Below are 14,431 nucleotides of genomic sequence, written 5' to 3'. Positions count from 1 at the left end.
ATGTATACCATACTTATCATAGATGATGAACCAATCGTAAAAATTGCTCTCCGTTCTATCCTTCCCTGGGAAGAACATGGTTTTTCTATCTGCGGAACTGCCTCAAACGGTCTGGAGGCGATGCCATTGATTCAGAAACATCAGCCAGATGTGATCATTACAGATTTAAAAATGCCGGAAATGGATGGACTGGAACTAATCCGTACCTTGAAGGAAAAGGGATACCCTGGAGAAATTCTGGTACTTAGCAACTATGAGGATTTTGATTCTGTGAGAAGTGCGTTGCTTCTCGGGGCAGCCGATTATCTGCTGAAAATAAAAATTCAGCCAGATAATCTTTTGGCATGCCTTAACAAAACAACGGAAAAACTACAGAAAAAAGCCGGAGAAAGGTCTGATTTAAGTGTAAATACTTCTTCGGATAAAACAGGTCTGCTCCTCTCCTTTTTTCAGGGAGAGGCTACACTTCCGGCATTTTTGCAGGCACATTCAGAGACTGATCTTTCTTTTATGGAGAAGAGCTGTGCAATCTGTTATGTCACTTTCGAAAAATACCTTTCAAATGAAGCGTTTTCCATATCCGGGAAGCTTTTGTGTGATATGATTCTTGATGCAGTACAGGGAGTATTACAGCCTTACATTCTTGTTCTAAGTGATTTTAGCGCACTGGTTGTTTTTTCACAGAAGGAACTGCTCGTAAGCCAGGTAAAAGTTGAGCAGTTGATAAAGAAATTGTATAACCGTTTTACGATGTATCAATCCTTTGCTCCCGATATGCCTTATCAGGAAAATCTTAAAAACTATGAAGAGGCAAGGAAGATTTATCAGACTTTTATCTCAAATGAAGGACATTATAAAGATGATGTGGCAAAAACCTTGAGTTATCTGGAAGAGAACTATATGCACCGGCTTACACTTGCTTCCATTTCTTCCAATGTCAATCTTAGTTCCAGCTATTTGTGTCGGGTTTTTAAATCTGAAGTGGGAACAAATATTACCAGCTATTTGAATAATCTCAGGATACGGAAAGCGGCTACTATGATAAAGGAAGACAAACTTTCCTTAAAAGAAATATCTGCTATGGTAGGAATTGAAGACCAGCTTTATTTCAGCAGACTATTTAAGAAATGTATGGGAATTTCACCGTCTGAATATGGAAAACGGTTTCATCAGTAATGCTCGCCGATTCCAATAAAACCTCCACCGTTATAAACGGAATGTCGTCAAAGCTGATAAAGGAAACATCAAACGGCACTCCACTCAAAGCTTCAATAATTCCAAAATAGGAATAATTCTGTTTATAATAAATGGCATGATGTACCATATGATTGCCTCAGGAACGCATTTTCTCCAGCAGTTTAATACGGCAACTCCCTGTTTCATTCCTTGCTCAATTGCTTTTCGCAATCCCCACAGGGGACTTACTTGATTCGGTTAAATATCATTCATTTTTTCAACAATAACTTTACATCTCTTTTTATAGAATGCAATGCCGTAAAGAGTAATTGTCCGAAATATTTATTACATAGATCTTCTCTTAGCATGATATTAAGACCATCAAATAATGACCTGTCTGCACCAATTTCAAAGAAGCGGTGAAGCATGCTCATATTTAAGGTTTTTCCGAAACGTCGAGGTCTGGTAAAAAGATTTACTTTTCCCCAGTTGTCAAGGAGCTGTTCGATCAGTTTTGTTTTATCTACATAATAGAATCCGGCACAGCGGATCTCTCGAAAATCTTCTATTCCGACGGGTAATTTCAACGTCATACAATCACACTCCTTTCCGAAACCGTGCATAATCTGCGTTGTGTGTATTGATTGTATCATTTTAAGAAATGATTATCAAGGTGGTATGCAATTGGGAACAGGAAATCGTCCTGAGTTTTATACCTGTGATTTTAAGAAAAAGACACCTGCAGTTCCTACAGGTGCCAAAAACGATTGGAGTAATCAGCTGTTGCTTCTGATTACCGTTATCCCTTTCATATACGTGATCATGGGAATCCGGCAATCAGATGATAAATCCCTTCTATAGAAAAATTTCATGAAAATCCGTCGGATCGAGAGTAAAAGGTAATTCCCTGCTGACGGAAAAAATATGACTGTCAAATTCTTCTGTTTTGAAAAAGCATTCTTTTTCCACAGATCTTCCCAGGATAAATCCTTCTCCTTGGGGAACAACCTCAAAGGAATCCAGGGGAAGGCTCATTCCCCGTCCTGTCATTTTCATATAGCTTTCTTTTAAAGTCCAGAGGGTAAAAAAAGCCCTGTTTTTATCAGCTGCAGATCTTATATATTCAAGCTCCGACAAATAGAAATAACGCTCTGCAACTTCAAGGGGAGCATTCCCATTCTTCTCAATATCGCATCCAATCTCACAGTCTGAGGCCACTCCCACAACATAATCCCCTCCATGGGAAATATTAAAAAAAACATTATCCGCAACAGGCTTTCCATTTTCTGAATATTTCAGACAGTCTTCACAAAGACCGTTCTCATAGAGGATCTTCCGGATAATGATCCCTGCACCAAGACTTCTCTTTCTGTCATCAGGCATCAGATACCGGAGGATTTTTTGTCTGCGGCTGTCGCCTACCAGCTGCAGGAGCCTTTTATCCTCCAGAGGATCTTTAAAATGATTAATATTGATTCTGTATAATTTTAACATATCAGTAATCTGTAAATTCCATCCTGAGATTATTTTTTCCGTCAGCATTGCTGTAGCTGATGGCAGAACACAGCTCCTTTACAAGCATGATTCCCATCCCGCCTTCATCGAAATCATTAAAATCTTTCTCCGGCCTGCTTTCAAGGGGATTAAAAAGCCTTCCGTTATCTGTGAAAATAACAGTTATCTTATCTGCATTTCTGCTGCAGAAAAACCGGGCATGATCTGCACCGGAATAGCTGACAATATTCACAAAGATCTCCTCACAGGCAAGATAAATTTTCTTATTGATTTCCTGGTTGCTTTTGCAGGCTATCTGAAAAATACAGTCTTTTATTTTTCCAAGTTCCGCTAAATTACAGGATAGTTCCAGATATTGTTCCTGTTGTGTGGCAGCAGGTATCCCCATAGGCCCTCCTATCCGGTTACCGTTTTTGGGTAACCCATTTTTCATTACAGACTGCAGAAAATCTGCAGCCTGTAACAGGTTTTGCGGTTACTTTTTCTGAATATCGATCTTGCTGTCAAATCCGGTAAGGCTGAACACATCATAAACTTCATCAGAAACATTGATGATCTTAAATCCATCCTTTGAGGCCATTTTTTTGTAAGCTACGATCACCTGACGTAAGCCAGCAGATGAAATATACTCCAGATTTGCAAAATCAAAGACCAGACTTGTAATGCTGTCATCAAGTCCGGACAGCGCATCTCCTAACTGAGGAGCTGTCTGAGTGTCAAGCCATCCGCTGATTTCCATAGTTGCTTTGTTACCTTCTATTTTTGTAATAATTTCCATTATAATTATCTCCTTTTTGTATCAATCAAAAAATGTAAGTCTGTCAAGTGCTGCAATTGCATTTTCCAGATATCTGTCATCTGTAACCGGCCATTTATAATCCAGTCTGTACAGAACCTGTGCTGTAAACCGGTTGCTGTAATCAATGGTGTAAATCTCATTTTCATTATGTGAGGTATAGGCAATCAGTCCGGAAACCGCATCGGAGTCCTGTCCGGTCTTTGCAAATTCTTTTACTGCTGCCTCAAACTCTTCATCTCTTACAATATCAATGTTAAATCCATAATTACGCATTGCATAGATCAGGTCTGCCATATAAATATGGTGGCTGTTGCAGGCATGGAATACAGTAAATCTCCGGTCTGTCTGCGCCAGTCTCAGAACTGCCAGTGCAGTGGAATCAATAGGTGAAAACTCTGCCGCCTCATGCATGCCGCCCATTGGGAATTTGCCTACAGCTGTATAACCTCTCAGGCTGCGCAGGAATCCGTTGGTAATGAAGTTGATCTGGAACTCACCGTCAGAGTTTCGGCTCATCAGATTACCTACACGTACTACTTTACCGTCCAGCCCCTCAGAAACTGCTTCCAGAACTGCTCTTTCTGCCAGGAATTTGGTGCGGATATATTCGTTGGTAATATTCTGTCCGATGTACAGGTCATTCTCACAGAAAACTCTGGACATTGGCGGAACACCGTCAGAACCTTCTCCTGCAACAGAAACTGTGGAAATCTGGATCAGCCTGCGGCCGTTATTCTTACAGAAATCAATAAGATTTTCCACACCCTGCACGTTAATTCTTTCCAGTACATCATCTGCAGCGAAATGCTTTACGCAGGCAGCACAGTTAACGATGGTACTAAATTTGTATGCTGAGAATCCTGCCACCTGTTCTTTGGAAGTAATATCCCCATCTACACAGATAATACGATTTTCAAACAGTTCCTTGCATGGATTGTCGAAATAGTACATCAGCATATTCATCATTCGTTTTTCCGGTGATTCATATTTGCCCTTGCGCACCAGACAGTAAACCTTACCGTCATAATTGTCAAGGAACGCCTTGAGAACATGGATTCCCAGGAAACCTGTGGCACCTGTGATCATAATATCTCCCAGCTCTTCCTTTGTGACCCTGTCTGCATTTTCTTCCGTATTTGCACTGATCACGTTCTGGATCTTGTTATAGTTATAATCTGAAAATTCATTCTTACTCTGGGCAGTCTCTGTAATTCCGTCATTATCAATCAGAGCTGCCAGCTCCCGTACAGTAGGATATTTGAAAATATCCGCATATACCAGGGAAATATTCTTTGAGAGACACATAACAGCAACCTTGGATGCAGTAAGAGAAGATCCTCCAAGCTCAAAGAAGTTGTCTTCAATACCTACCCTTTCGATTCCCAGCGCTTTCTCAAAAATCTCACAAAGTGTTCTCTGAGCTGCAGTAACCGGCTCTACATAGCTGGCAGTATTTGTGGTTATCTCCGGCATTGGCAATGCTTTTTTGTCAATCTTACCTCCTGGTGTCACCGGCATTGCTTCAAGATGAACAAAGAAGGATGGCATCATGTAATCCGGAAGCAGCGGCTCCAGGAAGGTTTTTAATTCTTCATCCGGAATGCTTTCCCCTGTATAATAAGCAGTGATATATTTGTTTCCGCTCTTTTCGATCACTGTAACAGCTGCATTCTGTACCAATTCATGTTTAAGAAGGGCTCCCTCGATCTCACCAAGCTCAACACGGTATCCCCTTATCTTCACCTGGGAGTCAATTCTGCCTATGTACTCAATATTTCCGTCACCCTTCATGCGGACCATATCACCGGTTCTGTAAAGTCTTCTGTCCTCCTCACATACGGAGAATGGATTCTCCACAAATACAGAGGCAGTCTTTTCCGGAAGATTATGATATCCTCTTGCAATCTGACGTCCTGCATGGCAAAGCTCGCCGGAAGCTCCCACCGGAAGTCTGTTCAGAGCCTCATCCACAATGTAACTGCGGACATTTCTCTGGGATTTTCCGATCGGAATATTATCATACTGCTTATCCACCCTGAACTCTGTGGAAGATACTGTATTTTCTGTAGGACCGTAGCCATTGATCATCTGATAAGTACGGTTTCTGTAATGCTTGAATTTCTCTCCGCCCAATGTGACAAATCTAAGGGCCGGTGCATCTTCCAGAAGCTCTGCCACCAGCTCGCCCATCTGTGTAGGGAAGGTTGCTGTGGTGATCCCTGCTTCTTTTATATATTTGCTTATGGCGATTGCATCCTTTCGGATACCCTCAGGTAAAATGTATAAGATCGCACCTGCAGTAAGAGGAGCAAAGAGATCGATCACTGACGCATCAAAGCAGAAGCTTGCAAACTCTGCAGTAATGTCATTCGGTGTAAGGCCTCTGTTCTGTGTGATATATTCGATCAGGTTCATCAGGTTTCTGTGTTCCAGCATAACACCTTTCGGCTTTCCTGTGGATCCTGAGGTATAGATCATATACGCAAGGTTCTCAGGTTTGGGAGCGGTAAGCTTGGCAGTAAGTTCAAAATCCTTTGCTTCTGCTTCCACAGAATCCAGGCTGATCACATTTCCCTTATAGAAATCTACCAGATCTCTGTACTGATCGATCACAAGAAGATTCTCTGCTCCCGAATCCGTTAACATGTACTCAATTCTGCTCTGGGGGTATTCCGGATCCAGAGGAACATAGGCTCCGCCTGCTTTCATAACACCTACATAAGCAATGGCATATTCCTTTGTCCTGCCGCACAGGATACCGGTTGCCTGCTCCGGACCAAATCCATTTTCAGTAAGCCTCTGTGCAACGTAGTCAGACATTTTATCCAGTTCTCTGTAAGTAAAGTCACCAAATTCATCCCTTACAGCCGGTCTGTCCGGATACTTCGCTGCTGCCTCCCGGAACAAATCCACAAAGGTCTTTCCTGCATGCTCAGGAATATTCTCCATTTCTGTTTCTTCCTCAAACATCAGTTTGATATCTGCAGGGTCACATTCATTCAGGAGTCCCTCAGCAATAAGCTCCAGATTATCTGCCAGATATTTTATGGTTTCTTCCTGGTACATATCGCCTCTGTATTCAATGTCAAAGACAAATTTATTCTTCTCAATGGAGATACTGATGGACACCGGGGCTTTTGCCATATTCAGGCGGACAGGCTCTTCCTGTGCATATTCTCCGCCCACATTGTCAAATTCAAAATTATCACCCTGGTACACAACCATGGCATCTGCCTTAATATTAAACTCATGACTGATCTGTGAGAACGGATAAATATCATTGTTCATGGAATTGATCAGCTGTTTCTGAACCTCAGTGAGACACTGCTCTGTGCTTCCTGCAAAATTACAGTAAACAGGAAGAGTTTTTACAAGCATACCCACTGTTTCCGAAAGTCTGGAATCATTTCTTCCGTGGTAAATGGTGGTAAATACAGCATCCTTCTTAAAGTTATATTTGCCCAATGTAATACCAAAGGCAGAAATAAAGAATACGTTCTCTGTAATTCCATGCTTTTTGCAGAATTCCTTTACACCCTGTACGGAGATTTCTGCTGTTTCCCTGCGGTAAAGCTCAGCTGTGGGAACTGCTCCGCTCTTATCCGGATAGAAGCGGATGCTTCCTCCTGCGTTCTCAAATACAGATCTGTAATAGCCCTCTGCGTTTTTATAAATATCTCCGGCAAGGGCATCCCTATTGTCCAGAGCAAGATCATAGGAGGTATAGGTCTCCGGTTCCAGCTTCTCACCGCTGTAGGCCCTGTTAATGTCATTCATGATAATGGCAAGGGAGGTACCGTCAGCAACAATATGATGAAGGTCAAGGAACAGATAATTACCTTCACAGGTTCTGTAGATCTCAAACCGGAAAAGCTTCTCATTAAACAGCATGTACGGACGGACCAGTGTTTCTTTATTCATTCCGTTTAGGATCTGTGTTTTGTATACAAAATCATCATTCCGTTTCTGAAGCACATTTCCATTATCGTCCATGAAAAGCTTTGTTTTCAGATAAGGATGGGCTTCCACTGTACTGTCAATGGCTGCTGCAAGTTTATCCAGATCTACCTTTTTATCAAGTTTCAGCAGATAAGGGATATTGTAGATGGTTGAACCCATATTTGCAGTACATTCAATGAAAATTCCCTCCTGTGTGTTGGTGAGAGGATAACTTTCCTGTACTTCCCTCTTTGTCTCCTTGCCTGCAGTCTTTACAAAGTCCTCCAGCATCTGGATGGTCGGATGATTCTTTACATCCGATGTTTTCACAACAATGTCAAAGGCCTTTGAGATCAGAATATTCAGCCGGATGGCTGTAATAGAGGTCAGTCCTGCCTCATAAATATCTGTAGTGATTCCAAATTCTGTATAACCCAGAACCTCTGCAATGCAGTCAAATAATTTCTGCTGCACTTCGTTTTGTGGCTTGATGATCTCTGCTGCCTTTCTCTCAGGCATTGGGAGAGCCTTCTTGTTTACCTTCTGATTCTGGTTCAGCGGGATCTTGTCAATCTGCATGGTAACAGCAGGAACCATATATGGAGGCTTTGTCTCCTTGATAAAGTTATTTAAAGCATTAATATCTACTTCGCTGTCAGATACCACATATGCAGCAATATATTTGCCGCCACCCTGCTCATCAAAGGCAACCACAGTGGCATCCTTGATACCGGGATATCTTCTGATCACTTCTTCCACTTCTGAAAGCTCAATTCGGAAGCCTCTGATCTTAACCTGGGAATCCTTTCTGCCAATGATCTGGATATTTCCGTCAGGAAGATATCTGGCCACATCACCGGAGTGGTACATTACCTCATAACCCGGAGTATCATCGTAAATATTTTTTGTGTAGACCTCAGCTGTTTTCTCAGGCTTATTAAGGTATCCTCTTGAAACCTGCCATCCGGTGATCATCAGCTCTCCGCATGCACCTGGGGGAAGCATATGTCCGAACTTGTCTGCAATATAAAGCTTGGCATTATCCAGTGCTTTTCCGATAGGAACATTAGGATAATACTTATCCACCTCAAACAAAGTAATGAAAATGGTAGTCTCTGTAGGGCCATAAGCATTTATAAAGGTATAACCCTTTGGTGGTTCACAAGGAACAAGCTTTTCTCCTCCTACGGAAAGATATTTCAGACTCTTGCATTCCATCTCAAGTGCAAACTGTCTTCCTACCTGTGTGGTCATAAAGGAATGGGTAATACCGTTCTCATCAAAATAACTCTGAAGTCCCATGAAATCCAGACGGATCTCTTCCGGAATAATATGAAGCTGTGCACCATTTGTAATGGCTCCGTAAATATCCATCATGGAAGCATCAAAGCCAAAGGATGCATAGGCTGCTATCCTGGAATCAGAATCTATACCATAATACTTTCTGTACCAGCGGCAGAATGCAGTGATATTTCCATATTCAAGCATACAGCCCTTTGGCACACCTGTGGAACCTGAGGTGTACAGAAGGATAAACAGATCATGTAACTGAGGTTTTTTAAGCTCAGCCTCTATATCAGCAAGTCCCGGGATCTCATCTGTAAATAACACAGGTCCCTGATAGCCGTCTACCAGATGTAAAAGCTCTCTGTCTGCGATGAGAAGCTTGGCAGCAGAATCCTCCAGCATGTACATGAGACGATCCTTGGGGTAAGTGGGATCCAGAGGCTGATAAGCTGCTCCGGCCTTGATCACGCCCATAGGTGCGATGGCCATATATTCACAGCGAGGGATGAGGATAGATACAACATCCTCAGTGCCGATGCCCTGGGATACAATATATTTTCCAAGTCTGTCGCTGATCTCATCCAGTTCTTTATAGGTATATTTTCTGTCTTTAAATACAACTGCAGTATGATCCGGAATGGTCTCCACCATTTCGTCAAACATATCAGAGATCGTTTGGCTTCTGTCATATTCCTGGGCGGTATGGTTAAACTCTGCGATTTTATCTGCAGCATTTTCGGACAAAATGGAAATTTCAGAAATATATTTTACCTTCAGCATGGAATCCATTGCTGCCTCATAGGCATCCAGAATTCCCTTTACAAACTCCTCACTATACTTATCACTGCGGTATTCTGCAGTCAGCACATATTTGTGGTCATACTCTCTTACCTGGATAAGCAAAGGCATTTTAGACATATCCGGGGAAAGGTCATGGCCTCTGGCAATGGTATCACCGATAGGATAATCGTCACTGAGCTCTGCCTGGTATGCAAAAACAAGGTCAGAACTGAAACCGTATTTTGCACAGATGTCAGAGAATGGGAAAATATCATTGGCCATGGAGGACAGAAGCTGTTCGGAGAGCTCTGTCATATAGGTCTGTATGGTAGCCTTTGGATCACAGGAGCAATAAACAGGCAGGGTCTTTACAAGCATACAAACAGTATTCTCAAGTCTGGAGTCATTTCTACCGTTATAGATGGTGGCAAAAAGACTGTCCTCAGAATTGGAGTATCTGGTCATGAGAACGCCGAACAGACCTGTAAATAAAATATTAGGGGTAACACCCAGCTTTTCACAGGCGGAAAGGACCACAGATTCCCTTGTGTCCATCTCTTTTGACAGATAACCTCTCTCAGGGATCTCATCGTTTCTGTCAGGAAGAGGAAGGGATTCTGTCTCGACTCCCTCAAAAATACTGTCATAGTATTTCTCAGCCTTCTTATATTTACCCTCTTTCATCTGCTGCTCTTCATCCAGTGCAGCATCAAAGCCAGTATAGGATTCCTTTTTCAGCTTCTCACCCATATAGGCACGGTTGATATCTTCAAAAATAATATCATAGGAGTTACCGTCTGCAAGGATATGATGGAAGTCTGTAAAGAGATATTTCCTGTCTTCAGTAATATAGATTGCTACCCTGAGCAGACATCCCTTTTCAAGCTTAAAGGGGCGCACAAGCTGCGTCTTCAGTTCCTCAAACTGCTCATTTGTGGTCTGGATCACCTCAGGTACAAAGGTTTCATTGTAAGGCTTCTGTACCATTTCACCTCTGTCATTCAGATACACCCTTGTGAGCAGATAAGAATGTGCACTTACTGTACTGGTAATGGCATCTGAAAGCTTCTGCACATCAATGGCAGGCTCCAGATCAAAGAGGAAAGGAATATTATATACAGTGCTTTCTGGATTTTTCATACACTCTGCAAAAATTCCCTTCTGGGAACCTGTAAGAGGATAAACCTCTCTTTTTTCATAGGTTCTGATCTTAGGTGCCAGCATAATATATTTTTCCAGCTTCTCCACTGTATTGTTTTCGTGGAGGTCACTGGTTTTCACTGTAACTCCGAATTCATTGGAGATGAGAATACACAGCTTCATGGCACTTATGGAAGACAGGCCTGCCTTATAAAAGCTTGTGTCAATACCAAAGAAGTCATTCTCTACAACCTTTGCAACGATCTGGAAAATTTTCTTCTGCATTACGGTCTCAGGCTCTTTCAGGTTCTTTGGCTGGGCAACCGGTTTGGGAAGTGCTTTTTTGTCAATCTTACCGTTCTGGGTTATGGGCATTTTCTCCAGCTGGATAAATACCTCAGGAACCATATAATGTGCCAGAGATTCTGCAGCATAATCGGAAAGCTCCTCAGGACTGATCTCTCGGTCTGCAATAAAATAACAGCAGAGATACTTATTATCCACAGGTACGGTAATGCTGGTAATAATTCCCTCATAAGAATTGATTACCTCTTCAATCTCACCAAGCTCAATTCTCAGTCCGCGAAGCTTGATCTGGTTATCCATTCTTCCGAAAAACTCAATCTCACCTTCAGGACTGATCCTTGCAAGGTCACCGGTCTTGTAGGCTCTCTCTCCGTTCAGGTCAATAAAGACAGCAGCTGTCTTTTCCGGCAGATTCATATAGCCTCTGCCCACTCCAAGGCCTGCGATCACAAGCTCTCCTGTCTCGCCGTCAGGAACAACATGGTTCTTCTTGTCCACAATATAGACCTTAACATTACCGTTAGGGACACCGATGGTAATATTTTTACTGTCAGTGATCACCTTCATAGTACAGCTGATAGTAGTTTCTGTAGGTCCATAACCGTTCATAATGTAGGCATCCGGGTTTACTCTGCGGATCTTGTCATACAGAGCCGGCGGAAAAGCCTCTGCGCCTACATCAAATACCTTAATCTGAGAAACTGCTTTTTCAAGCTGAGGCAGATCGATCATATTGGACAGGTAAGTAGGGGTTGTGGTCATAATGTCTACTTTATTTTTGAGTATCAGTTCGCCCAGCATAAGAGGGTTCAGAATTTCCTCATCAGAGGCGATCACTGCCGTCATTCCGTTGGTCAGAGGCAGAAATTCCTCCAGCACAGAAACGTCAAAGGTCATGGCAGCCATGGAAAGAGATACACTTCCTCTGCTTACATAACCATAAGTCTCTGCATTTTTCGGATCCGGATTTACAAAGTTAGAAAGGTTGATATGCTCGATCATCACACCCTTTGGTTTGCCGGTGGAACCGGAAGTATAGATACAATAACAGAGATCATGCTCTCCGATCTTTACCTGGGGGTTGGCTGTATTCTCATTCTCCAGCAGTTCCTCGATCAGAAGTACTGTGCAGGGAAGCTTCGCAAACAGCTCTCTGCGCTCCTCTGCGATCTTCTTTGTTGTGATAATAAAAGGAGCTCCTGAGTCCTCAAAAATATACTGGATTCTGTCATCCGGGTAATCCGGCGTAGCAACTGCAAAGGCTCCTCCTGCCTTCAGGATACCCTGTCGCACTGCATAGAAATCACAGCACCTCTCAAGAACCACACCTACGATGATCTCCCGTCTGACACCTTTTTCCACAAGGGAATTGGCAATTCTGTTGGCCCGTTCATTGAGCTGTGCATAGGTAAAGCTCTCCTTGCCGGAGACAACCGCACATTTCTCAGGATGAAGCTTCACCTGTTCTTCGAACAATTCTGTTACCGGCCGAAACTCGAAAACAAAATTGCTCCTTTCATTCATATTTTTCATTTTCATGTACCTCCTAAAAAGATATTATGGTATTATTCATATCAATTGCACGGATATAGTCCATGGATTTTGATACCTTCTTGACAAGTTCAATCCCATGTATGTCAAAATCTTCACTGTCATACTGATATTCCAGAGGATTGAAATTCACACCGTTATCTCTGATCCTCAGTCTGCAGAGATCATCCTCCAGACAAAGGTTAATGTCGATCCAGTTGGATGTTTTTCCCCCGAATCGGATAATATTTACAGTCATTTCCTCCGCACACACTGCGGCAAGATTTGCTTTACTTTTAGAAGCTCCCTGTTCCTGGCAGAACTCTATGATCTTCTTATGAACTGTTTCTGCTTCCTCCATGGTACTCTTAATGGAAAAATCCAGATTAATTCCCGGATTTTTGTCAGGAACAATATAAAAACTTGTATTTTTATGCTTGATTTTTCTGAAAATATAAGTTGCAATTACAGTTATAATCTCAGTGGCAACAAATCCAACTGCAATTCCATCGATTCCGATGCCGTCAATCTGTTTCCATACAAGGATTCCCACCAGGGTTGCAGGCAGAACTACCACTGCATTCTCCAGGAATGTGGCAAAGCTTGCAATGGCTGTCTCCTCAATGGATTCGTAATAGCTGATAATAAACTTATTCCACAGGTAAGGGATCACACATAAAGCAAAGATGCGCAGTGCCTGGACCATATGACTGCCCAGCTCACCACCACCGCTTCCGAACAGAATGGTGATCTCTTCGGTAAACAGCAGGATAAGAACAAAGATCACAGCCAGCAGGATGTAACTGTATTTCAGCATTTTTTTACAAAGGACCCGGATTCCCACATAGTCCTTCTCTCCAAAAAGGATTCCTGCCACATTTGGGATTACACCGATGATTCCCCCTGTCAGCATCTCAACGATCAGCAGTACATTGTCGCAGACAGTAAATACTGCCATACCTTCCTCACCCAGCTGATTCATGATAATAGTATTCAGTCCAAGTGCCTTTACAAAATTGGCTGCCATAAAGATCAGCATGGGAACGCCTGTAACAATGGCTTCTTTTGTTATTCCAAATTCACTGAATTTCAGCCTCATCAGACGGAGATTTCGTTTGTCAGAACGGATATAGATCAGGAAAATCCCCATGGCAAACAGGAAACCAAGTACCGTTGATAAGGATGCACCTGTGATCCCCATAGGAGTGTACCTCAGGAAAATATAGTCCAGTACAAGATTGATCACATTGGCGGAGATCAGGTAAGCGGATGCCAGCTCCGGGTGATTTTCTACCCCAAGGTAGTTGACCATCATCAGGCCGATACCGATCACCGGTGCACCCAGCATGCTCACACGAATATAATCTCTGGTATAATGGGTCAGCACACCGTCATCGGATACCAGAAGCCTGGCAATGGGACCGGCAGCAGGAATGGCACAGATTGCAATTATGATTCCCACTACAAGTGTTACGATAAAGGTGGCGGAAAATAGTTTTGACGCGCCCTCCTTGTCTCGCTTGCCAAGCATGTTTCCCACGGCTATGGAACCGCCGATACCTAGGCAGTAGCCGGTCAGCTGAACAATTGTCTCCACCGGCAGACTCAGGGTAACTGCAGACATTGCTTCCACCCCGATCAGATTACTTACAAATATGGTATCTACGATATTTCCCAGCTGAAGCGCCAGAGACATCATAATCCCCGGAACAATATACTTATTCAGCTTTGCATTCAACAGTCTGTTATTTCTCTCTTCCATTGCTTCCTCCCTTTGTTTTCAGTTTTTTTGAATTTTTGTCACAAACTGTAAGATATTTAAATTTTACCATTTCACAGGGCAAATAGCAAGTTAATACAGGCTAAGATAAAAAAACTATGAGAAACACGCTTCGCCAGTTTCTCAAGTTATCGCGGCAGTCGCCAAGGTCTCGTGTAAGCACGGGCTTTGGCTCGTTG

The 14,431-nt window shown here is 42.7% G+C and carries 7 protein-coding genes and 2 pseudogenes; 2 read left to right on the top strand and 7 right to left on the bottom strand.

Translation table 11 applies throughout. The features are described from left to right. Window positions 1–1,176, top strand: a complete 1,176-nt coding sequence (locus H8Z82_RS00120) for a response regulator transcription factor (protein ID WP_186993874.1) — start codon at window positions 1–3, stop codon at window positions 1,174–1,176. 40 nt (window positions 1,177–1,216) lie between these two features. On the opposite strand, the pseudogene H8Z82_RS17850 reads toward H8Z82_RS00120, so the two are convergent. Both H8Z82_RS17850 and H8Z82_RS00110 read right to left on the bottom strand, forming a co-directional pair. Then, window positions 1,217–1,371, bottom strand: a pseudogene (locus tag H8Z82_RS17850) (lacto-N-biose phosphorylase central domain-containing protein); the annotation flags it as partial. A 134-nt stretch (window positions 1,372–1,505) separates the two neighbouring features. Continuing rightward, window positions 1,506–1,769, bottom strand: a pseudogene (locus H8Z82_RS00110) (AAA family ATPase); the annotation flags it as partial. A 91-nt stretch (window positions 1,770–1,860) separates the two neighbouring features. Here H8Z82_RS00110 and H8Z82_RS00105 point away from each other — a divergent pair. Beyond that, complete coding sequence (locus H8Z82_RS00105) at window positions 1,861–2,037, top strand: hypothetical protein (protein WP_186993872.1); 177 nt, start codon at window positions 1,861–1,863, stop codon at window positions 2,035–2,037. On the opposite strand, the gene H8Z82_RS00100 is transcribed toward H8Z82_RS00105, so the two are convergent. The 5 genes from H8Z82_RS00100 to H8Z82_RS00080 are packed head-to-tail and all read right to left on the bottom strand — an operon-like array spanning window position 2,032 to window position 14,234. Then, on the bottom strand, window positions 2,032–2,670 hold the full coding sequence (locus H8Z82_RS00100; RefSeq protein ID WP_243176348.1) for a 4'-phosphopantetheinyl transferase family protein: 639 nt from the start codon (window positions 2,668–2,670) through the stop codon (window positions 2,032–2,034). The genes H8Z82_RS00105 and H8Z82_RS00100 overlap by 6 nt on opposite strands. 1 nt (window position 2,671) lies before the next feature. Further along, entirely contained in the window at window positions 2,672–3,124 is a 453-nt protein-coding gene (locus H8Z82_RS00095; RefSeq protein WP_207724591.1) for an ATP-binding protein, read from the bottom strand. A 42-nt stretch (window positions 3,125–3,166) separates the two neighbouring features. Next, window positions 3,167–3,469 carry an STAS domain-containing protein gene (locus H8Z82_RS00090; protein ID WP_186993869.1) on the bottom strand — a complete coding sequence of 101 codons (303 nt, stop codon included), beginning with the start codon at window positions 3,467–3,469 and terminating at the stop codon, window positions 3,167–3,169. Between the two features lie 21 nt (window positions 3,470–3,490). After that, on the bottom strand, window positions 3,491–12,475 hold the full coding sequence (locus tag H8Z82_RS00085) for a non-ribosomal peptide synthetase (RefSeq protein ID WP_186993868.1): 8,985 nt from the start codon (window positions 12,473–12,475) through the stop codon (window positions 3,491–3,493). A gap of 13 nt (window positions 12,476–12,488) precedes the next feature. After that, entirely contained in the window at window positions 12,489–14,234 is a 1,746-nt protein-coding gene (locus H8Z82_RS00080) for an MATE family efflux transporter (RefSeq protein ID WP_186993867.1), read from the bottom strand. Between the last annotated feature and the right edge of the window lie 197 nt (window positions 14,235–14,431).

It is taken from the genome of Blautia difficilis (assembly GCF_014297245.1).
GTDB classification, from domain to species: domain Bacteria; phylum Bacillota; class Clostridia; order Lachnospirales; family Lachnospiraceae; genus Blautia_A; species Blautia_A difficilis.
Note: the sequence above shows the minus strand (reverse complement) of the source record. Positions and strands in the feature narration are given on the sequence as shown.

What these genes read in the sequence shown, in the direction of transcription:
- H8Z82_RS00120 (WP_186993874.1), top strand. Translation starts at nt 1, where the DNA reads ATGTATACCATACTTATCATAGATGATGAACCAATCGTAAAAATTGCT.
- H8Z82_RS00100 (WP_243176348.1), bottom strand. Translation starts at nt 2,670, where the DNA reads ATGTTAAAATTATACAGAATCAATATTAATCATTTTAAAGATCCTCTG.
- H8Z82_RS00095 (WP_207724591.1), bottom strand. Translation starts at nt 3,124, where the DNA reads ATGAAAAATGGGTTACCCAAAAACGGTAACCGGATAGGAGGGCCTATG.
- H8Z82_RS00090 (WP_186993869.1), bottom strand. Translation starts at nt 3,469, where the DNA reads ATGGAAATTATTACAAAAATAGAAGGTAACAAAGCAACTATGGAAATC.
- H8Z82_RS00085 (WP_186993868.1), bottom strand. Translation starts at nt 12,475, where the DNA reads ATGAAAAATATGAATGAAAGGAGCAATTTTGTTTTCGAGTTTCGGCCG.
- H8Z82_RS00080 (WP_186993867.1), bottom strand. Translation starts at nt 14,234, where the DNA reads ATGGAAGAGAGAAATAACAGACTGTTGAATGCAAAGCTGAATAAGTAT.